Source organism: Lentzea sp. NBRC 105346, assembly GCF_030269605.1.
GTDB lineage: Bacteria > Actinomycetota > Actinomycetes > Mycobacteriales > Pseudonocardiaceae > Lentzea.
The window spans coordinates 113154-134097 of the sequence record NZ_BSTQ01000020.1 but is presented as its reverse complement, the minus strand read 5'-3'; the positions used below and the strand labels follow the sequence as shown (position 1 = coordinate 134097).

Here is a 20944-nt window from a genome sequence, read left to right as displayed (position 1 = left end):
GACCCCTGCCGAGGTGGAGCAAAAGGTCAACGCAGCGATCCTCCCCGACAACGCGTTCGACGCTGTCGACGGGACGTTCAAGGAAAACAAGGACGGAGGCAAGGTCCTGACGACGACCTGCGGCGGTGATAGCCCGGCCAACAGATCTGTCACCAAGAAGAGCGGCAAACAGTGGTACATGGCAGGCAGCGTGGTCAGGGCGAGCGTCACGCATCTCGATGTGGCCAAGCCCGACGGAATCATCGATGATCTGCGCAAACTGATCTCCTGCGGGTCCTACGTCGAAACGTGGACCGAGCAGAAGGCCACAGTGACGGTCAACGGCGAGGTCACGCTGCCGAAGACGGCCGGCACGGATGGTCAGATCGCGTGGTGTGAGTCGCAGGCGAGCGGTGCCGGGACGTGCTGGGCGATCGTGGTTCGCGGCCCGTTCGTGGCCGGTGTGCAGGTGGCGACGGCAAAGGGACGGGCCGAGGCGGAGAAGGGCCTCACTGTTGTTTCACCCATTGCGGCCGCCGCGCTCGCGAAGTAGCTATGTGTCGGCGATGGGCAGACGGACGTGGAAGCTCGAACCGTCTGCCAGCCACACCCGGCCGCCGTGCTGTGCCACGACCTCGCGCACTATGGCGAGCCCGAGCCCGGCGCCACCGGAATCCCGATCGCGGGCGGGCTGCAGCCGATAAAACCGCTCGAACACCAGCTCCCGCTCGGATAAAGGCACCCCAGGCCCGTCATCGGCCACCACGAGTTCCGCGAAGTCCGAACCAGCGACCAACCCGACGGTGATCCGTGAACGGGCGTGCCGCTCGGCGTTCACCAGCAGGTTGCGCACCACCCGGCGCAGCTCGGACGCATGCCCCCGCAGGCGCGCGGCGGAGAACGGCGACAGGGATACGTCCGCACCACGGGACCGGGTCGCCTCGATCTCGGAGAGCACGATCTCGTCGAGATCGACCCATTCGGGATCAGCGGCGGCGCCGTCGGAACGCGCGAGTACCAGGAGTTCCTCCGCGAGCGACGTCAGGCGGGAGCTCTCGCGGTGCAGCTCCGAAGCCAATGCCACCCAGTCCGTCGCAGACGGGTGGGCGAGACCGACTTCGAGGCGGGTCTGCAGGGCCGCCAGGGGTGTGCGGAGTTCGTGGGCGGCGTCGGCGGCGAAGCGGCGTTGCAGGTCGTGGGCCTGTTCCAGGCGGCCGAGCATCTCGTTCATGGTGTGGGCGAGGCGGCTTATCTCGTCGCCCGACGGAGGTTCGGGCACCCGGCGGTCCAGTTGCGACGCGGTGATCTCGGCTACCTGGGCCCGGATCGACTCGACCGGGCGCAGGGCGCGGCCGACCAGGAGCCACGCCGTGCCGGCCACGGCGACCAGCAGAAAGGGCACGGTGCTCAGCAACGCGTACGTCGTGGCTTCGGCGCCTTCCTCGACGTGTTCCAGAGAAACGGACGAATAAAGCGCGCGATCCGCCGAGATCAACACACCGGCGACAGCGTGGTAGTCGCCGTTGGGGAGACGGGTTGTCCCGGTCACCGGGCCGTTGGACGGCCAGAGGGCCAGCAGACGGACGCCGGTCAGGTCCGGGCTCGACCGGAGGACGGTGCCGTCGCGGGAAACCTCTTGGGAGAACGAGGGAAGCGCGCCGGAGGACGCGGCCGACGAAGCGCGGGTCAACGCTTCGGTCGAAGCGATCGATGTTAATTGGGAACGGACCAGGAAGACCGCCGCCGTGCCGCCGACGGCGAAGCCCACGCCGACGACCAGGACCGCCAGGGCGGTCAGGCGGACGCGGACTCCCTTAGCCGCCATGGGGGTCCAATGAGTAGCCGGAGCCACGTACGGTGCGGATCGCGTGCCTGCCGAACGGGAGGTCGATCTTGCGGCGGAGGTAGGCGACGTAGACCTCCAGGACGTTCGAGTCGTCGGGCATGGCCGCGTCCCAGACCTCGTCCAGCGCAAGGCGTTTCGACACGACTTGGCCTGCTCGGGACATCAGGAGCTCCAGCAGGCTGAACTCGCGCGGGGTCAGGTCGATCACGGAAGAGTCGCGGCGGCAACGGCGGGAAACGCGATCCAGGACGAGATCTCCTGCCGCCAGTACGTCGGAGCGGCGGGGGCCCGAGCGGCGTAGCAACGCGTGCAGGCGCGCCACTAAAACGCGGTAGGAGAAGGGTTTCGAGAGGAAGTCGTCGGCGCCGATGCGCAACGCTCGCAGCTGGTCCAGTTCGCCTCGGCGGGCCGTGAGGACCAGCACCGGGACGTCGATGCCCGCGCGGCGGATCTGGGCGCACACGTCCAGGCCCGCTAGGCCCGGCAGCATCAGGTCGAGGACGATCACGTCGAACGGGCGGTTGAGGCTCGCGTCCAGGGCGAGCATGCCGTCGTGCACGGTCTCCACGTCGAAGCCGTCCTGGCGCAGGCCGTCGGCCAGGGCCGACGCGAGGGACGTCTCGTCCTCGACGACCAGTACTCGGCCCGCGGTGGTCACGACGACACCTTCGACGAGACCAGTTTTCCCTTGTCCAGCAAGAGGACGCCGGTGCAGAGCTGTTCGGCCTCCGGCAGCGAGTGTGTCGAAAGGACGATCGTCGTGCCGCGCGACTCGGCGATGGTGCGGATGAGCGCAAGGATGTCCTGCCGGCCCGCCAGGTCGAGCCCTAGAACGGGTTCGTCCAAGAAGACGACGGCCGGGTCGTTGACCAACGCACGGGCTATGCCCAGGCGCTGCCGCATACCTCGACTGTAGGTCGATATGCGCAGGTTCGCCTGATCGGTGAGCCCGACCAGACCCAGTAGCCGGACCGCGTTGTCCTCCGCCTCGACGAGGGGCAGGCCGAACAGCCGGCCGTGGTACGTCAGGAACTGCGATCCCGTTTGCTGGCCCGGATATCCGGCGTTCTCCGGCAGCACGCCGATGCGTCTTCGGACCTCGACGACATCGGTCCCCGGCACACCCGCCACGGAGAACTCGCCGGACGACGGCGTGAGCAACGTCGAGAGCATCCGGATGATGGTCGTCTTGCCCGAACCCCTGGGGCCGAGCAGGCCGAGCACTTCACCCTTGCGAGCAATGAAGCTGATCGAGTCCACGGCGGTTCGCCCGCCGAACACCTTGGTCAGCTCGCGGGCCTGGACGGTGACCTCGTCGGAGTCCGGGGCGGTCGGCAGGAACGACCAGATCTCGTGCGGCAGCTGGGTTCGCGCGGGCGACAGCTTCGGGTGTGGTGCGTCCAGTGACGGGTCGGCGCGCAGGATCGCGCGTTGCAGGTCGGTGAGCCGCGACTCCGGTTCCAGCGCCAGCTCGTCGGCCAGCCGGCCGCGGGCCAGGCGGTAGGCGTCGAGCGCGTCGGTGACGCGGCCGCATCGGTACAGCGCGAGCATCAGTTGCGCTTGCAGGCGTTGCCGGAACGGGTACAGCGCGGCGAGCTCGGTCAGTTCGTCGACGACGGTGTTGTGCCGGGCCAGCCGCAGTTCGGCGTCGAGGCACTCCTCCAACGCCGACAGCCGTGCCTCTTCCAGACCCTGGCAGAGCACGGCCGCGACGTCCGGGGTGGCGACGTCGGCCAGCGGCGGGCCGTGCCACATCGTGAGGGCGTGCCGCAGCAACGGCACCCGCACGATGTCGTCGGCCTCCTGGCGCGCTCCGGCGACCACGGCGCGGAACCGGTGCGCGTCGATGCACAACGGGTTGACCTTCAGCATGTACGCCGAGCCTCGTGTGACGATGTCGGCGTCGTTGTGGCCCGTGCGGGCCTGACCGATCGTGCCGCGCAGGTTCGACACGCGGACATGGATCGCGTGATGTGCGGTCCGCGGCGGCTGCGACGGCCACGTCAGGTCGACGAGACGCTCTACGGGAACCAACTTATTCGCATTCAACGCGAGGATGGCGAACGCGAATCGTTGTTTCCGAGGTCCCAGATCAAGTTGTAGTTTCTGTGCCCAGGCCTCCACGGCGCCCAGTAGCCGAAACTCCACAGCGCCCCCCTCCCGGCGGGGTCCATGCACCCTTAAATCGCCCAAAGGCGCCCAATGTTTCGCGGCGTTGGTGTGAGTCACGCATCGTGTGCGGGTCGTCGCTGCAGGTAGAAGGCCTTTGGACCCTATTTCTTATCGGGCTCTAATCTGCGTCTGGTCTGGTGATGGCAATGCTCCGACTGAGGAGGGGATGCCATGCCAGGCGTGACTCTCGAGGCGCGTGAGTTGTCGAAGTGGTTCGGTTCCCGAACCGCCGTCGAGTCGGTCAGCTTCACCGCGCATGAGGGGGAGGTGATCGGACTGCTCGGCCCGAACGGGGCCGGGAAGACCACCACCATCAGGATGTTGTCGACCGTCCTGCCACCGACCGCGGGCGACTTCGAGGTCGCGGGAGTCCCGAGCAGCCGGCCGGCGGACATCCGGGCCCGCATCGGCGTGCTGCCCGAGAGCTCCGGCTATCCGGGGCACCAGACCGGACTGGAATACCTGACCTATCACGCTCGGCTGTTCGGCTGTTCGCGTGATGACGCGAAGCGGACCGCGGTCCGGTTGCTCGGCCAGGTCGGGCTCACCGAGCGGGCCAACACCCGGATCGCCACCTACAGCCGGGGAATGCGGCAACGACTCGGAATCGCTCGCGCGTTGGTGAACGACCCGGCTGTTGTGTTCCTCGACGAACCAACGCTTGGTCTCGATCCGGCCGGGCAAAAGGAAATTCTCACTCTTGTACGCACTATCGCCGAAGCGCACGGCACGACCATCGTGCTTTCCACGCACACGCTGCCCGAGGTCGAACAGGTGTGCTCGGCCGTGCTGATCCTCGACCGGGGCAAGGTGATCTCGGCCGGCACGGTCGCCGACGTGACGAGCGCGGACGCCAACCGCCAGTCCGGGCGGCTGCGCGTGCCACCGGGTGAGGTGCCCAGGGCGAAGGAGGTTCTCGCGGCCGTGCCCGGCGTGACCGTGACCCCGGACGACCGCCGGGACGTCGTCGTGCTCACGGCGACCGACGGGATGAACAAGGCGCTCGCGGCGGTCCTGAACGCGGGGATTCCCGTGCTGTCGTTCGAGATCGAGGGCACGCGGCTGAGCGACGCGTTCCTCGCGCTGACGAGAGGCGGTGCGTCATGACGGCGGCCGCGCCGATCGTGGCGCGGCAGGAGTCGCGCGACCTGTGGTTCGGCGGACGCGGACCGGTGCTGCTGTTCGCCTACAGCGTGCTGCTGAGCGTCGTCACGTATCTGGCCGCCACCAACCAGATCCTGAACTTCCTCGAACAGCGCGAGTCGGTGAACCTGGTCGTCCAGATCGCGGTCGCGGTCGGCGTTCTGCTCACGCTCGTCGTCGCCGCGGACGCGATCAGCGGGGAACGCGAACGCGGCACGCTGGAGAGCCTGCTGCTGACGCCGATATCGCGTGGCTCGATCGTGCTGGGCAAGGTCGTGGCCGCGATGTCGTTGTGGGGAGCGGCTTTCCTCGTCAGCGTCCCGTACGTGTGGGTGCTCGGCCGTGGTGTTGCGGTGGTGGGTAAGGCTTTGCTGCTGAGCCTCGTGATCGGCACGCTGCTGGCATTGGCGATGGCCGCGATCGGGTTGCTGATCAGCGCGCTGGCGAGCTCGAACAAGGTGAGCCTCGCGGTCAGCCTGTTCCTGATGCTGGCGCTGTTCGCGCCGACGCAGCTGCCCGCCATGCCCACGTCATCCGTCGGCGACTTCCTGGTTCGGGTCAACCCGGTGACGGCCGGCATGCACTACATCCAGCTGGTCCTGCTCAAGGGGCACACGTGGACGCAGGACCTCACGTACCTCATCTCGCCCGTCGTGGCGGTGGCCGGGGCGTTGGTCGCGCTGGCCGTGGCGGGTCCGCGGATCGTCCGGCTCAAGGGAGGGGTTGGATCCGAATGAGACTGGTGTTCATCGTGTCCGCACTGCTGCTGGTGCTGGCCCCGGCGGCGGCCGCGGACGTGTCCGTGCAGGTCGAGCGGAATCGGGTCGACAACAGCGTCGGCGCGTTCATCAACATCCGGTCGACCGTCACGAACACCGGCGCCGAATCCACGGGCAAGCTCATCGCGCACCTCAACGTCGCGTCGCTCAACGACGTCTACGTCGACCTCGAGGACTGGACGGCGCAGCCCACCCAGTCGATCGACGCGCTGGGACCGGGGGAGAGCACGACCGTCGAGTGGGACGTCCAGGCCGTCAACGCGGGCATCTTCAACGTCTACACCGTCGTGATGCCCAACGGGTCCGGCGGCCCGCTCGCCGTCAGCCCGCCGGTTCACGTCGAGATCGCCGGCCGCCGCACCCTGAGTGCGGGCGGTGCACTGCCGATCGCCCTGATCGTCCCGCTGCTCCTGGGCGCAGCCGCATACGGCGTCCGCCGCCGCATCCACGCCACATCCTGAACGTAAAACTCAGGGGGCGGGAACGTAAGACACGGAGGTCCGGAACGTAAAACTCGCGCGAGTCTTACGGTCCGGACCCCCGAGTCTTACCTTCAGGCTGGGGTGGGTTCGGGGGTGGGCTTCGCTGGGCGTTCGCGGCGCTTGGCGAAGCGGAGGTACAGGGACGGGGTTACGAAGAGGTTCAGCAGGGTTGAGGTGACCAGGCCGCCGATGATGACGATGGCCATCGGGTGCTCGATCTCGTGACCCGGCAGGTTCCCCGCCACCGCCAGCGGCACCAGCGCGAGACCGGCCGCGAGCGACGTCATCAGGATCGGTGCCAACCGCTCGCGAGCGCCCTGCAACACCAGGGCGGGCCCGAACTCGACGCCCTCCTCGCGTTCCAGGTGCTGGAAGTGGTTGATCATCAGGATGCCGTTGCGCGCGGCGATGCCCAGCACCGTGAAGAAGCCGACCAGTGAGCCGAGCGAGAGGATCCCGCCGGTCGTCCAGGCGCCGAACACACCGCCCACCAACGCCATCGGCAACGTCAGCAGCACGAGCAGCGCGAGCCGCCAGCTGTTGAACGCGGTCACCAGGATCACCAGGATGCCCAGCAGGGCCACGCCGGCGAACAGCAGCAGCCGGTCCTGCGCCGCGGTGGCCTCCTTGTACTCACCGAGCAGCTCGGCGTGGTAGCCCGCCGGGAACTGCACCTGGGCCAGCTTCGCCTTGACCGCCTCGGCCGTCGCGATGAGCGCGGCGCCCTCCTCGATGTTGGCGCCGACGTCGATGCGCCGGGAGCCGTCCTCACGCAGGATCTGGTTGGGCGTCGACACCAGCTTGACCGACGCGAGGTCACCGATCGGGACCTTGCGGCCGTCGGCGGCGTCCATCAGCATCGCCTTCACGCTCTCGACGCTGAGCCGGGCCTTCGGCTGGCTCCACACGTGGACCTCGGTGTTCTTGCCGTTGCGCCAGATGTCACCCGCTTCCTCGCTGGAGATGTACGCCGACGCGATCCGGCGCACCTCACCGGGCGAGATGCCGTACTGCGACGCCTTCTTCAGGTCGACCTCGACCGCGATCTGCGGGATGTTCGCCTGCAGGGTCACGTGTTCTTCCTTGACCCCTGGCACCCCGGCGATGAGCTCCTTGACCTCGTTCGCCTTCTCCCGCATGACATCCAGGTTGTCGCCGTAGATCCGGATCGTGATGGCGTCGCTCGACCCGGCCAGCACTTCCTTCGTGCGTTCCTTGAGATACGTCTGCACATCGCGTTGCAGACCGGGATAGCCGTTGACGACCTGTTGGATCGCGGCCACCGTCTTGTCGTAGTCGACGTCGGGGGAGATGCTGATCCAGTTCTCCGTGAAGTTCAGGCCGACGATCTCGTCGGCCAGCGTGCCCTGGCCGATGTGCGCGCCGAAGTTGCGCACACCCGGAATGGCCCGCAGCTCCTTGCTGGCCTGCTGGGTGATGCGGACCATCTCCTCGCGGGAAGTGCCCGGCTGCGTCACCCAGTGCATCAGGAAGTCGCGTTCCTTGAACGCCGGGAACAGGTTCTGCCCCAGCAGGGGCACGATCGCGATGCCCGCGACCATCACCAGCGCCACCACGGCGTACGCCACCTTGGCCCGCTTCACGACCCGGCCCAGCAGCGCGGTGTAGCCCCTCTGCAGCCAGCGCACCAACGGTGAGGTGTGCTTCTCGATCGGCGCGTTGCGCAGCAGGATCAACGCCAGCGCCGGGATGACCGTCAACGCCACCAACAGGGACGCCAGGATCGACAACCCGTAGGCGAACGCGAGCGGCCGGAAGAACGCGCCGGTCAGGCCGCCGAGCAGGAACACCGGCAGCGTCGACATCAGGATGATCATCGTCGCGTGCACGATCGGGCCGCGGACCTCGATCGAGGCCTCCAGGACGATCGACGCCGTCGACCTGTCGCTGCCTTCCAGGCGATGTTGCCGTATTCGGCGCACGATGTTCTCGATGTCGATGATCGCGTCGTCCACCAGCACGCCCAGCGCGATCACCAGGCCGGCCAGGATCATCACGTTGATCGTCGCGCCCATCGCGTTGAGGACAAGTCCTGCCGCCACCAGGGAAAGCGGGATGGTGATCGCGCTGATCAACGCCACGCGCCACTCGAACAGGAAGAAGATCAGGATCAGGACGACCAGGCCGAAGCCGATCAGCATCGCCCGGCCCAGGTTGTTCACCGAGGTCTCGATGAACGTGGCGGGCCGGAAGATCTCGGTGTCGATCTGCAGGCCCTGTGCGCCCGGCTGGAACTCCTTGATCGCCGCCTCGACGCCCTTGGTGACGTCCAACGTGTTGGCCCACGGCAGCTTCTCGATGATCACCATGATGCCCGGCCCGTCGTTGATGACGGCGTCGCCGTTGAGCAGCGACGGCGGCATGATGTCGTCGCGGATCTCGGCCACGTCCTTCAGGTAGACCCGCGGCGTGCCGGGCGGGGTCTCGATCGGGATCTCGGCCAGTTGCTGCCCGGTCAGGTGGGGCAGCTGGTGCTGCACCGGGAACCGGTTGTTGGCGGTGTCGACATAGCCGCCGGTGCCGATCTCGAAGCCGCCCTTGAACTTCAGCTGCCCCACGTCGACGGCGTTGCCGGCGGATTCGAGCACCTGTTGCATCGTGACGTTGTGCTGCTTCATCTTGTCGGTGTCGACCAGGGCCTGCTTGACGTGCCAGCGATCACCCCAGATCGCCGCGTTCGCCACGCCCGGCACACGCATCAGGCGCGGCCGCAATGTCCAGTACGTCAGCAACGCCATCTGGACGTGCGCGTCGTCGGACTTGTCGGCCTGCGATATGCCGATCTTCATGGCACGGCTGGTCGACGACAACGGCTGGATCATGAACGGCGAGTTCGCCCACCGCGGCAGGCGCGGCGTGATCACGTTGAGGCGCTCCTGGATCAGCAGCCTTGCCCGCATCAGGTCCGTTCCCGGCGAAAAGATCATCACGATCGACGACAGCTGGGACACGGACTTGGACCGCATGGCCGTCAGTCCCTCGATCCCGTTGAGACCCTGCTCCAGCGGGACCGAGACGAGCTCCTCGACATCGCGCGCGGACAGACCGCTGCACAGGGTCTGCACTTCCACCCGTGGCGGCGCGAACTCGGGGAAGGCGTCGATCGACATGTCCTTGATCTGCAGGATGCCGAAGAACATCAGCATCGACGCTCCGACGACCACCAGGAACTTCAGCTTCAGGCTCGTACCGATGATCCAGCGCATCATGGTGGGCTACTTTCCGACGCCGAGTTCGGCTCCGTACAGCTCGATGAGACCCGTCTTGACGATCGTCGTGCCCACGGCGGGGCTCTGGGACAGGACCGCCACGTCACCCGTGGCACCGGTCACCGAGGCGATCACGACCTGTTCCCGGACATAGCTGCGCGTGCCGGCGACGGTGTAGACCCACGTCTTGCCGTCCGGCGTGTAGAGGACGGCGGCGTAGGGCACGGTGGTCCCACCGGCCCCCGCGGCGATCTGGACCGTGTCGAGGCCGACCCGCTTCTCCGCCTGTTCGGTCAGCGTGACGCTCTTGACGCTCTTGCCCGCGATGGCCTCGACCTTGGCGGGCTTCTCGGGCGCGGTGGTCTTCGTCGACGACGCCGGGGCGGCGCATCCCGCCGCGCCCAGGCCGAGGACGACCAGGGCCACGACGACCCATCGCCTGCTAGACATCTGCCTTCTCCTTCGGCGCGAACTGCAGGTAGAGACCGGGCAGGATGAAGAGGTTCACCAGCGCTGTGGTGACCAGGCCGCCCAGGATGATCAACGCCAGTGGCGTCAGGACCTCGAGTCCGGCAACGACCCCGATGACGACCATCGGCACGAGGGCCACCGCGGCGGCGAGCAGACCGGTCACGGCCGGCGTGAACCGCTCCCGCGCACCGCGGGCGACGAGCTCCGCGTTGCCGGCGTTGAGCTGCTCGTACTGCTTGAGCTGGACCATTCCGGTGCGCACGGCGACCGCGAGCACCGCCAGCAGACCGGCCAGCGAGGCGGCCGACTGGTGCGTCCGGTCGAGCGCGGCCACGAGCAGGCCACCCGAAGCCGCCACCGGCAGCAACAGGTAGAGCAGCGTCGCCATGCGCCAGCTGCGCAGGCCGGCCTGGAGCAGGAAGTAGATCAGGATCGCCGCGCCCGCCACGTAGGTCCAGATGCGGAAGTCCGCGGCTGCCCGGACCTGGCTGTCGCCGAGCACCTCGAGGTGGTGCTCTCGCGGGAACGCGACGCCCTTGACCCGATCGGACACGGCCTTGGTGACATCGGCCAGCGAACGGCCGCGCACGTTGGCCACGACGTCGACCTTGCGCGACACCTGGTCGTGCGTGATCATCGCCGGCTTCGGCGACACCCGGACGTCCGCGACGTCGCTGAGCTTGACCTGCGTCGGCCCGCCCTCAGGTCCGCCGACCGGTGCGTCGATCAGCATGTTCTTGATCGTGTTCGGGTTCTGCCGCAGCTCGGGCCTGCCCCAGACCACGACCTCGAACACCTTCTGCTCGTCGAACAGGTTGCCCGCCACCGTCGCCGACACCAGCGTCGCGGCCTGCCTGCGGACGTCACCCGGCTTGAGGCCGAACGCGGCGGCCTTGTCGACGAAGACCTCGATCTCCAAGGTCGGCTGGACCTCGGTCGCGTTGATCCGCGGGTCGGCCACGCCTTCGACGCCCTTGACGAGTGCGAGGACCTCGTTCGCCTTGTCGTTCAGCACGCCGTAGTCCTGGCCGTAGATCCGGACGACGAGGTCGTCGGTCGTGCCCCGGCTGACCTGGTCGCGGACCTGGCGGTCGGAGTACGTCAGGACGTTGCTCCGGATTCCCGGATAGCCCTCGACGATCTCCTTCACCGCGTTGAACGTGCGCTCGTAGTCGGCATCGGGGGCGATGCTCAGCCAGACCTCACCGGAGTTGATGTTGACGATCTGGTCCGAGGCGATCGCGCGTCCGGTGTGCGCGCCGGCGTTGCGCACGCCCGGCGTCGCCCGCAGCTCGCTGGTGAGCGCGCCGGTGATCCGGTTCATCTCGCCGCGGGACGCTCCGGGTGCGGCCTCCCACGCGATCAGCAGGTCGCGTTCCTGCAACGCCGGGGTCAGCGGCCGGGACGCGAGCAGCGGCAGCACGGCCACGCCCGCCAGCAGCAGCACACCGGCCAGCGCGAACGACACCGCGCGGAACCGCAACAGTCCGGCGATCGCGGCGGCGTAACCGCGTTCGAGCCACGCGGCGACGGGCGACGGCCGGTGCCGCAACGAGTCGCCTGCCAGCAGCACCGAGGCGAGCACCGGCGCGAACGTCAGCGCGACGAGCAGGGACACCGTGGTCGCGATCAGGAACGCCACGGCGATCGGCGTGAGCAGCGCGCCGCGGACCGCGTCGAGCACGAGCAGCGGCACCGTCGACACCGCGACGATCACGGCGGCGACGAACAGCGGGCCGCGCACCTCGATGATCGCGTCCCGGATCACGTCGAGGGCCGACGTCTCCTCGGTGTCACGCCGTTCCCGCAACCGCTGCCGGACGTTGTCCACACCGACGACCGCGTCGTCGACCAGCACCACCAACGCCGCGACCAGGCCCGCCAAGGTCATCATGTTGAGCGGGATCCCGAACCACTGCAGCACCAGCACGGTCGCCGACACCGACATCGCGACGGTCGCCACGCTCACCAGCGCGGTGCGCCAGTTGAACAGGAACGCGGCGAGTGCCAGCAGGAGCAGGATCGCGCCGGCGATCAACGACGTCGCCAGGTTGTTCTTCATCTTCTCGATGAACGACGCGGGCCGGTAGATCGTGGTGTCCATCTGCACGCCCGGCAGACCGGGACGCAGGTCGTTCAGCGCCTGCTCGACCCGGTTGGTCACGTCGGTGACGCTGGTGCCGGGGAACCGTTCCACGACGAGCATGAGGCTGGGCTGGTCGTTGACGACCGCGTCACCGATGAGCAGCTGGTGGTCCTCGACGATCGACGCCACGTCGGCGAGCTTCACGCCGCGGTCCTCGGCGCCCTGGACCGTCACCTCACCCAGCTGCGCGGCGGTCTTGATCGGCTGGTTGTGCTGGACCTCGATGCGCTGGTTGCGCGTGTCGACGAAGCCGCCCAGCCCCGGTGTGGACGCCTCGACGAACGTCAGCGGCGACACCCACAACGCGTTGGCCGACGTGCGCAGGACCTGGTCCAGCGTCACGGCCTTCTCGGCCAGCTTCGCCGGGTCCACCTGCACCTGCAGCTGCCGGTCGCGGAAGCCGAAGATGGTCACGTTCGCCACGCCCGGCACGCTGAGCAGCCGCGGGGTGATCGTCCAGCGGGACAGCAGCGACATGTCGATCAGCGACTTGTCCTTGGACGTCAGGCCGACCATCATCACGCGGCCGGTGCTGCTGAGCGGCTGGATGACCAGCGGCGGCTTCGACGAGGCCGCGGGCAGCGCGGGCACCATGGTGAGGCGCTCCTGCACGACCTGGCGGGCCCGGATCGGGTCCGTGCCCGGCTCGAAGGTCATCTCCATCGAGCTGAGGCCGGGGACGTTGCGCGACTCGAGTTTCTGCAGCCACGGGATCCCGTTGAAGAACTCGTTCTCCATCGGGTTGGTGATGAGGTTCTCGACCTCCTCGGCCGACAACCCGAGGGCTTCGACCTGGACATCGACCCGTACCGGTCCGAACTCCGGCAGAGCCTCCACAGTCGCGTCGCGGAGCTGCACGAAGCCGAACGCCATCAGGGCGACCGCGACCGCCAGCACGAGGCGGCGGTACTTCTGGCTCGACCCGACGATCCATCGCATCATTGCCGAGGCCCCTTCACTCCGATCCGGGCAATCCGGGCACGGGGTGACTGTGCTGCGGGGCGCTCACAGCAGGCTCATAGCCGGGTCACAGCGGCGTCATAGCGGCACTATGAGAAGAGCCCCACCAGCGGTGATAGCTGGTGAGGCTTCCTCATAACGATGCGGTCTACGAGCGGTCAGTTCAGGCCGAGTACCACCCGCAGCGCCGCGTCGATCTCGTTCATTTCGTGCAGCGCAAGCCTTCCGGCGAGCTCGCCGAGGCGCTGCGGGTCCACGGCGGTCGTCTGCTCGACCAGGACTCGTGTCGGCTGTCCGTCGAGCTCGATCTCCGGCCGGAACGACGCCGCCCGCGCCGAGGTGGACGTCGGAGCCACCAGCCACGTGCTCAACGGCAACAGATCGGACTGCACCACAACGGCGTAGCGGGCGCCGCGCTGCTCGTGCCCCTTGGCGTCGCGAGGAGCGCGCAGCCGGTAGATCTCACCACGCACGCAACGGCTCCAGGTCGGCGAGCACGGCACGCGCCTCGGCGACATCGTCCGGATCCGCCGCCAGCGCAAGGGCTTCGGCGCGCAGGCGTTCCTCGGCCTTGGCTCGCGCGGCGGCGAGCACGGCCTCGCGGATCGCGGCGGACACCGAGCGGCCGTCCGCGGTGAGTTCCGCGAGGGCCTGTTCGGTCTCCGAATCGGGACGGAACGTGATGGACATGAACCCAGTGTACGACAATCGGTAAGACCAGGCGACTTACGTCGTGTCGTCCCTGGTCAGCACAACCAGAGACGACACGACAGGCTCACGAGCGGTCGAACTCCTGCGCGGCGAGCGCGCGGACGATGCCCGCCCGGCCCTCCGACACGAGCCGGCGCAGCGCCGGCGGGTGGTCGCCCGCCAGCCACTTGTCGGCGGCCTCGACGGTCGACTTCGCGATCGACCACGCGGGGAACAGCCCGACGACCATCGACTGTGCGCGCTCGGACGAACGGCGGTCCCACACGCCCGACACATCACCGAAGTAGCGCTCGACGTACGGCGCCAGCAGCTCCTTCTGGCCTGGGTGCGGGATGCCCGCGATGATCGCCTCGCTGACCGCGTTGGGCAGCTCATCGTCGTTCACCGCGCGGTCCCACGCCTCGTCCTTGGCGGCCTGGGTCGGACGCAGCGCGCGCGCCTGCTCGGCGCGGCGGCGGCCGGTGGCGGTGGGGTCGCGCTGCTCCTCGGCCTCGATCTCCGCGAGGTCCGCGGCACCGTGCGCGGCGAGGGCGTGCAGCAGCCGCCAGCGGAGGTCCGTGTCGATCTCCAGGCCCTCCAGTACGGACGTGCCGTCGTACCAGCCGCGCAGCACGTCCAGCGTCGAGGAGTCCAGAACGGACGACGTGAGCGCGTTGACGAACGCCAGCTGGTGGTCCGAGCCCGCGGGCGCGGCCTGGGCCAGCTCGAGGGTCTTCGTGACGAACCGGCGCCAGCCCTCGTCGCGCCACGAGGTGTCGCTGTAGGACGACAGGGCGGTCTGCGCCTGGAGCAGCAGGCGCTGTACGACGCTGACCTCGCTCTCGGCGTGCAGGCCGCCGAGCACCAGGTTCACGAAGTCGCGGGCCTTCAGCTCGGCCTCGCGCGTCATCTCCCACGCGGCCGACCAGCACAGGGTGCGCGGCAGCGGCTCGGCGATGTCGGCGATGTGGTCGATCAGCGCGGCCAGCGAGTCCGGGTCGAGGCGCATCGTGCAGTACGTCAGGTCGTCGTCGTTGACCAGGACGATCTTGCCGCGGTGCACGCCGACGAGCTCCGGCACCTCGGTGCGGTCGCCGGTGACGTCGAGCTCGACGCGGTGCATCCGGACGAGCTTGCCGTCGCCGTTCGCGTCGTAGATGCCGATCGCCAGGCGGTGCGTGCGCAGTTCGCCGGCACCCGGACGGGCGCCGCCCTGCAGCACGGCGAACTCGGTGAACTTCCCGGAGGCGTCCACGGAGAACTTGGGGCGCAACAGGTTCAGGCCGGTCGTCTCCAGCCACTGCGCGCTCCACCACGACAGGTCGCGGCCGGAGGCCTCTTCCAACGCCGAAAGCAGGTCCGCGAGCGTCGCGTTGCCCCACGCGTGCTTGGCGAAGTACACGCGCAGCGACGCGAGGAAGTTGTCCAGGCCCACGTACGCCACGAGCTGCTTGAGCACCGAAGCGCCCTTGGCGTAGGTGATGCCGTCGAAGTTGACCTCGACCGCCTGCAGGTCCGGAATGTCACACGCGACGGGATGCGTGGACGGCAGCTGGTCCTGGCGGTACGCCCAGGACTTCTCGACCTTCGCGAACGTCGTCCAGGCGTGCTTGTACTCGGTGGCCTCGGCCTGCGCGAGCACCGACGCCCACGTCGCGAATGACTCGTTCAGCCACAGGTCGTCCCACCAGCGCATGGTGACCAGGTCGCCGAACCACATGTGCGCCATCTCGTGCAGCACGGTCTCGCAGCGCCGCTCGTACAGCGACCGGGTGACGCGGCTGCGGAAGACGTAGTCCTCCAGGAACGTCACGCAGCCGGCGTTCTCCATCGCGCCCGCGTTGAACTCCGGCACGAAGCACTGGTCGTACTTGCCGAACGGGTACGGCACGCCGAACGCCTTGTGGAAGAACCCGAAACCCTGCTTGGTCTCGGTGAACAGCCGCTCGTGGTCCATCGACGACGCGAGCGAAGCACGGCAGTAGATGCCGAGCGGGATCGTCAGGTCACCCTCGACGTAGGAGTCGCGCCACTCGGCGTACGGGCCGGCGACCAGCGCGACCAGGTACGTCGACATCGGTTTCGTCGTCGCGAACGTGTGCGCGTCCGCGCCGCCGGGACCGTCCTCAGTGGACACGATCGCGGAGTTGGAGATGACCTTCCAGTCGGTCGGGGCCACCACGCGAAGGTCGTAGACCGACTTGAGGTCCGGCTGGTCGAAGCACGCGAACATGCGCTTCGCGTCGGCCGTCTCGAACTGTGAGTAGAGGTACACGCCGCCGTCGACCGGGTCGACGAACCGGTGCAGGCCCTCGCCGGTGTTCATGTACCGGCAGTCGGCCTCGATCGTGAGCTCGTTCACCTCGGCGAGGCCGTCGAGTACGACGCCGTCCTCCTCGCGGTAGCCGGACACGTCCAGCTCCGCGCCGTTGAGCACGGCCCGGTGGACGGTCGCCGCCACGATGTCGATCCAGGAGGAAGCCCCCGGAGTCCGACTGCGGAAGGTCACAGTCGTGGTGGAGCGGAACGTGTCCGAACCGGGCTTTCCGCCGCCGTCGGTCAGGTCCAGCTCGATCCGGTAGGACTCCACTTCCAGCAGCTCAGCGCGTTGCTGTGCCTGGTCGCGGGTGAGGTTGGGCGCCGCCACTGGTCACCTCGTCTGTCGCGCGCGTGGTTGCGCGCTGACGTCGTCGGGAATGGGTATGACAGTCGCATCCAATCACGGAACCGCGTCCCGGGAAGAGATGGCGCGGTGATCTGGTTGCGCAATATGGGGGATAAACCCCACAGACGGTGACGTTAGGGGCACGCATGGCTGACAAGGCGAGGGTCGACTTCTACTTCGACCCCGTTTGTCCGTTCGCCTGGATCACCTCCAGGTGGATCCTGGAGGTCGAGAAGGTCCGGGACATCGACCTGAAGTTCCACGTGATGAGCCTGTCCGTGCTCAACGAGGGCAGGGACGAACTCTCCGAGCAGTACAAGGAGCTGTTGAAGACGGCCTGGGGGCCGGTCCGCGTGCTGATCGCGGCCGAGCAGCGGTTCGGCAACGAGGTGCTGCCGAAGCTGTACACCGCGATGGGCACCCGGTTCCACAACGAGGGCAACAAGGACCGCACGGAGGTCATCAAGCTCGCGCTGGAGGACGCCGACCTGCCCGCCGAGCTGGCCGACGCGGCGACCTCGACCGAGTACGACGAGGAGCTGCGCGCGAGCCACCACCGCGGCATGGACCCGGTGGGCATGGAGGTCGGCACCCCGACCATCCACGTCGACGGCGTCGCGTTCTTCGGCCCGGTGCTGACGAAGATCCCGCGCGGCGAGGACGCCGGCAAGATCTTCGACGGCGCCCGCCTGCTGGCCGGCTACCCGTACTTCTTCGAGCTGAAGCGGACCCGCACGGGCGAGCTCGACTTCTCCTGAGGGTTAGGGTCGTGAGTGTTTTCCGTCGTCATAGCGACGGAAAACACTCACGACAGGGAGGTTTGGAGTGATCGAGGTCGTCAACCCCGCCACCGAGGAAGTCATCGGCACCGTGCCGGAGGGCACACCCGCTGACGTCGACACAGCGGTGGCCGCCGCCGTCGCGGCGTTCCCGGCGTGGTCACAGACCTCGGTCGACGAGCGGCTGAAGATCGTGCACGCGATCGCGGACGGTCTCGAAGCCCGTGCCGACGAGCTGGCGGCCACGATGAGCCGCGAGATGGGCACGCCGCTGACGTTCGCGCAGAAGGTGCAGGTGCCCAACCCGATCAGCATCGCGCGCGGCATCGCCGAGGTGATCGAGGGCGGCTACTTCGACGGCGAGGAGATCGGCAACTCGCTGGTGCTGCGCGAGCCGATCGGTGTCGTCGCGGCGATCACGCCGTGGAACTTCCCGCTGCAGCAGATGGTCGCGAAGGTCGTCCCCGCGCTCGCCGCGGGCAACACCGTGGTGCTCAAGCCCAGCGAGCTCGCGCCGTTCACCGCGAACATCCTGGCCGAGGTGATCTCGGCGGTCGTGCCGGCCGGCGTGTTCTCGTTGGTGCACGGCACGGGCCCGGTCGTGGGTGAGGCGCTGGCCGCGCATCCGGACGTCGACATGGTCTCGTTCACCGGCTCCACGCGCGCCGGTCGCCGCGTCTCCGAGGTCGCGTCGGCCACGGTCAAGCGCGTCGCCCTGGAGCTGGGCGGCAAGTCCGCATGCATCGTGCTCGACGACGCCGACCTCGGCCGCGCGGTGAAGATCGCGGTGGCCAACGCGTTCATGAACAACGGCCAGGCGTGCAGCGCCTGGACCCGCCTGCTCGTGCCGGCTTCCCAGCACGACGAGGCCGTTGCGCTGGCCGCCGCCGCGGCCGCCAAGTACCAGTCGGCCGACCCGGCCGAGGCCACCACGCGCATCGGCCCGGCCGTCTCCGCCGCGCAACGCGACCGCGTCGTCGGCTACATCCGGCAGGGCGTCGAGGAAGGTGCTCAGCTCGCGCAGGGTGGCCCGGATGCGCCATTGGAGCGCGGTTTCTACGTCGCGCCCACGGTGTTCGGTGGCGTCAAGCCCGAGATGACCATCGCCCAGGAGGAGATCTTCGGGCCGGTGCTCTCGGTCATGCCGTACACCGACGAGGACGACGCGGTGCGCATCGCGAACTCGACGATCTACGGGCTCGCCGGCGGCGTGTTCTCCGCCGACACCGACCGGGCCATGCGGGTCGCGCGCCGGCTGCGCACCGGTCAGGTCGACATCAACGCGGCCGCGTTCAACACCAGCGCGCCGTTCGGCGGGTACCGGCAGTCCGGCAACGGCCGCGAGTTCGGCCGGTTCGGGCTGGACGAGTTCTGCGAGGTCAAGTCCATTCAGCGGTAGGCGTTCCGTGGCCCGGCACGACCATCGCGGGGGCTAGCCGCTTGATCTGTTCGATCACGTTCGGCCAGTTCTCCGGGGTCGCGTCGGGCCCGAACTGCACGGGCGCGCCGATCTCCACGACGTCGCCCGCGAACACCACGTCCACGTCCGGCACGTGCACCACGACGTCGTGACTCGTGTGCGACGGGCCGAAGTGGTGCAGCTCGACCGTGCGTCCGCCCAGGTCGAATTTCTTGTGGTTCTTGAAGGTATGGGTCGGCGGGACCAGCACCGGGTCGACCGGGATCAGCTCCGGGTAGTTCTTCGCGTCGCCCAGGAGGATCTCCTCGTCGACCGTGCAGTTCTCGTGCGCCCAGATCTCGCACGGGAGGAACGCGGGCGTGCCCAGCACGTGGTCCCAGTGGTTGTGGGTCAGCACCACCCGCCAGGGCAGCGGCGTGATCTTCCGCACGTCGGCGGCGAAGGCGTCGTTCAACCCGGTGTCGATCACCAGGCACTCCCGGTCGCCGACGACGAGTCCCAGGTTGAGGTCGAGCTCCTCGTGTCGTTTCACGAACACGCCGGTTGCGATTTCGATCACCGAAGCACCCCGTCCACCAGCGTCGGCGCGGCCTTCGACACGCCCTGTTCCAGCGCCAGACCCACGTCCGCGCCGTGCCCGTACTCGATCAGTTCCCGGCCGGACACGCACGACAGGACGGCCGCGCGCACGTCGGTGAACCGGTAGGCGTCCGCGGCCAGCCGCGCCTCGGGGGAAGCGTTGCCGCTGAGGGCGTCGAGGATCGCGCCCGCGCCCAGGTAGTCCTCGACGCACGGCCGCAACGGGCCGAACTCGCGGGTGCCCTCCTCGCGGATGTCGAGCCCCCAGCGTTCGCCGGCGGGGATCACGCCGATCGTCTCGCCCAGTTCGCTCGCCTTCCTGGCGACGGCTTCGGCGTTGCGCAGGCAGCCCGCCAGCACGTGCTTGCCGGTCTGGGCCGCCAGCGCACACAGGTTCGATCCGTTGGGTGACGGCAGCTCCACGAGCCCGGTGGCGTTGACGAGCGTCGCGGGTCTTTGCGTGCGAACCCCTTCATGCCAGCGAGATGGCCGCACCTGGCCGCCGTTGCCCACCACCAGGTCGACCGATGTGGTGAACGACAGCACGTCGACGATGATCAGCACGTCACAGCCGGAGAGCGCCGTCACGCCCTCCGGACCCCATTCCAGCCGCAGCCGGTACCCCTCCTGGCCGAACACGACGCCCAGCGTGTCAGACTCGTGACGTGCGCGTTTACCTGGGAGCAGACCACGCCGGCTTCGAGCTGAAGGGCCACCTCGCAAAGCACCTGGCGAGCCAGGGCCACGAGGTGATCGACGTCGGCCCGGCCGCCTACGACGCCAACGACGACTACCCGCCGTTCTGCATCGAGGCCGCCCGCCGGGTGGTCGAGGACGAGGGCAGCCTCGGCATCGTCATCGGCGGTTCCGGCAACGGCGAGCAGATCGCCGCGAACAAGGTGCGTGGCGCGCGGGCCGCGCTGGCGTACAACGTGGAGACCGCGCAACTCGCGCGGCAGCACAACAACGCCCAGCTGATCGGCCTCGGCGCCCGCATGCACACGACCGAGGAGGCGTTCGAGATCGTCGAGGCGTTCCTCGCCACGCCGTTCGAGGGTGGTCGGCACGCCCGCCGCATCGGGCTGCTCGACACGTATGAGCGCACCGGCGTCGCCCCCGAACTGCCTTGACCGAGGCCGAGTTAGTCGCGCTGGTCATCGACGACGCGGCCGAGGTGCCGCGTCGGATGTCCGCCATGCGGGCGTTGGCCGCCATGGGCAACTCGGCGGGCTACTGCGGGGTCGCCGCGGTCGTGGCGATGGGCACGGAGATCGACTGGTATCCGCGCCTCGCCGAGGCCGTCGCGGGCAGCCGGGCGCACGCCGTGCGCAACGGGACCGTGCAGCGACGCGTCGACGCCGTGCACGGAATGGTGTTGCGGTGCGACGAGTTCTACTTCGGTGAGCACCTGGCGCTCGCATTGGACGACCACACGCTGCCGCACGTCGCGGACGACCTGGCCGCGGCCATCGCGCGGGGTTTGGAACGTCTCGGCGAGCCCCGTTCGTTCGACCTGGGCAGGCAGCTCGCCGGTCTGACCGCCGTGCTCGGTGTGGTCGACGGGCGTTCCGCTGTTCTGCTGGGCCAGTACTTCGAGGATTGA

At 68.5% G+C, this 20944-nt stretch carries 19 protein-coding genes; 8 read left to right on the top strand and 11 right to left on the bottom strand.

What is annotated here, in order from left to right; genetic code table 11:
* Positions 1–13 precede the first annotated feature (13 nt).
* Entirely contained in the window at positions 14–532 is a 519-nt protein-coding gene (locus tag QSK35_RS35365; RefSeq protein ID WP_285752052.1) for a hypothetical protein, read from the top strand.
* Here QSK35_RS35365 and QSK35_RS35360 read toward each other — a convergent pair whose 3' ends face one another.
* The 3 genes from QSK35_RS35360 to QSK35_RS35350 are packed head-to-tail and all read right to left on the bottom strand — an operon-like array spanning position 533 to position 3859.
* Positions 533–1804, bottom strand: a complete 1272-nt coding sequence (locus QSK35_RS35360; protein WP_285752051.1) for a sensor histidine kinase — start codon at positions 1802–1804, stop codon at positions 533–535.
* Positions 1794–2483, bottom strand: a complete 690-nt coding sequence (locus QSK35_RS35355) for a response regulator transcription factor (RefSeq protein ID WP_285752050.1) — start codon at positions 2481–2483, stop codon at positions 1794–1796. Before QSK35_RS35355 ends, QSK35_RS35360 begins: the two co-directional genes overlap by 11 nt.
* Positions 2480–3859 carry a BTAD domain-containing putative transcriptional regulator gene (locus QSK35_RS35350; RefSeq protein WP_285752049.1) on the bottom strand — a complete coding sequence of 460 codons (1380 nt, stop codon included), beginning with the start codon at positions 3857–3859 and terminating at the stop codon, positions 2480–2482. The genes QSK35_RS35355 and QSK35_RS35350 overlap by 4 nt, the downstream gene beginning before the upstream one ends.
* Positions 3860–4168: 309 nt before the next feature.
* Here QSK35_RS35350 and QSK35_RS35345 point away from each other — a divergent pair, with 309 nt between their 5' ends.
* The 3 genes from QSK35_RS35345 to QSK35_RS35335 are packed head-to-tail and all read left to right on the top strand — an operon-like array spanning position 4169 to position 6380.
* Positions 4169–5104 (top strand): ABC transporter ATP-binding protein, encoded by a 936-nt coding sequence (locus QSK35_RS35345; RefSeq protein WP_285752048.1) that lies wholly within the window; start codon positions 4169–4171, stop codon positions 5102–5104.
* On the top strand, positions 5101–5877 hold the full coding sequence (locus QSK35_RS35340; protein WP_285752047.1) for an ABC transporter permease: 777 nt from the start codon (positions 5101–5103) through the stop codon (positions 5875–5877). Before QSK35_RS35345 ends, QSK35_RS35340 begins: the two co-directional genes overlap by 4 nt.
* Positions 5874–6380, top strand: coding sequence for a COG1361 family protein (locus QSK35_RS35335; RefSeq protein ID WP_285752046.1), 507 nt, complete (start codon positions 5874–5876; stop codon positions 6378–6380). Before QSK35_RS35340 ends, QSK35_RS35335 begins: the two co-directional genes overlap by 4 nt.
* Before the next feature lie 92 nt (positions 6381–6472).
* Here the strand turns inward: QSK35_RS35335 and QSK35_RS35330 are convergent, their stop codons facing one another.
* The 6 genes from QSK35_RS35330 to pepN form a co-directional block, all read right to left on the bottom strand.
* The gene (locus QSK35_RS35330) at positions 6473–9631 is read right to left on the bottom strand and encodes an efflux RND transporter permease subunit (protein WP_285752045.1); all 3159 of its coding nucleotides are present in this window, start codon (positions 9629–9631) and stop codon (positions 6473–6475) included.
* A gap of 6 nt (positions 9632–9637) precedes the next feature.
* Positions 9638–10081, bottom strand: coding sequence for a hypothetical protein (locus tag QSK35_RS35325; protein ID WP_285752044.1), 444 nt, complete (start codon positions 10079–10081; stop codon positions 9638–9640).
* Entirely contained in the window at positions 10074–13190 is a 3117-nt protein-coding gene (locus QSK35_RS35320) for an efflux RND transporter permease subunit (RefSeq protein WP_285752043.1), read from the bottom strand. Before QSK35_RS35320 ends, QSK35_RS35325 begins: the two co-directional genes overlap by 8 nt.
* A 176-nt stretch (positions 13191–13366) precedes the next feature.
* The gene (locus QSK35_RS35315; RefSeq protein ID WP_285752042.1) at positions 13367–13681 is read right to left on the bottom strand and encodes a type II toxin-antitoxin system PemK/MazF family toxin; all 315 of its coding nucleotides are present in this window, start codon (positions 13679–13681) and stop codon (positions 13367–13369) included.
* Entirely contained in the window at positions 13671–13898 is a 228-nt protein-coding gene (locus QSK35_RS35310; protein ID WP_285752041.1) for a hypothetical protein, read from the bottom strand. The genes QSK35_RS35315 and QSK35_RS35310 overlap by 11 nt, the downstream gene beginning before the upstream one ends.
* Before the next feature lie 85 nt (positions 13899–13983).
* Entirely contained in the window at positions 13984–16545 is a 2562-nt protein-coding gene (gene pepN / locus QSK35_RS35305; RefSeq protein WP_285752040.1) for an aminopeptidase N, read from the bottom strand.
* Between the two features lie 164 nt (positions 16546–16709).
* Here pepN and QSK35_RS35300 point away from each other — a divergent pair, with 164 nt between their 5' ends.
* Positions 16710–17321, top strand: coding sequence for a mycothiol-dependent nitroreductase Rv2466c family protein (locus QSK35_RS35300; RefSeq protein WP_285752039.1), 612 nt, complete (start codon positions 16710–16712; stop codon positions 17319–17321).
* Positions 17322–17388: 67 nt separating this feature from the next.
* Entirely contained in the window at positions 17389–18741 is a 1353-nt protein-coding gene (locus tag QSK35_RS35295) for an aldehyde dehydrogenase family protein (protein ID WP_285752038.1), read from the top strand.
* Here QSK35_RS35295 and QSK35_RS35290 read toward each other — a convergent pair.
* Together QSK35_RS35290 and QSK35_RS35285 are read right to left on the bottom strand one after the other, a co-directional pair.
* Complete coding sequence (locus QSK35_RS35290) at positions 18722–19321, bottom strand: MBL fold metallo-hydrolase (RefSeq protein ID WP_285752037.1); 600 nt, start codon at positions 19319–19321, stop codon at positions 18722–18724. The genes QSK35_RS35295 and QSK35_RS35290 overlap by 20 nt on opposite strands.
* Complete coding sequence (locus tag QSK35_RS35285) at positions 19318–19980, bottom strand: 2-phosphosulfolactate phosphatase (protein WP_285752036.1); 663 nt, start codon at positions 19978–19980, stop codon at positions 19318–19320. The genes QSK35_RS35290 and QSK35_RS35285 overlap by 4 nt, the downstream gene beginning before the upstream one ends.
* A 26-nt stretch (positions 19981–20006) precedes the next feature.
* On the opposite strand from QSK35_RS35285, the gene QSK35_RS35280 reads away from it, so the two are divergent.
* Both QSK35_RS35280 and QSK35_RS35275 read left to right on the top strand, forming a co-directional pair.
* Positions 20007–20471: a ribose-5-phosphate isomerase gene (locus tag QSK35_RS35280; RefSeq protein WP_285752035.1), complete on the top strand. Its 465-nt coding sequence runs from the start codon at positions 20007–20009 to the stop codon at positions 20469–20471.
* Positions 20468–20944 carry a hypothetical protein gene (locus QSK35_RS35275; RefSeq protein WP_285752034.1) on the top strand — a complete coding sequence of 159 codons (477 nt, stop codon included), beginning with the start codon at positions 20468–20470 and terminating at the stop codon, positions 20942–20944. The genes QSK35_RS35280 and QSK35_RS35275 overlap by 4 nt, the downstream gene beginning before the upstream one ends.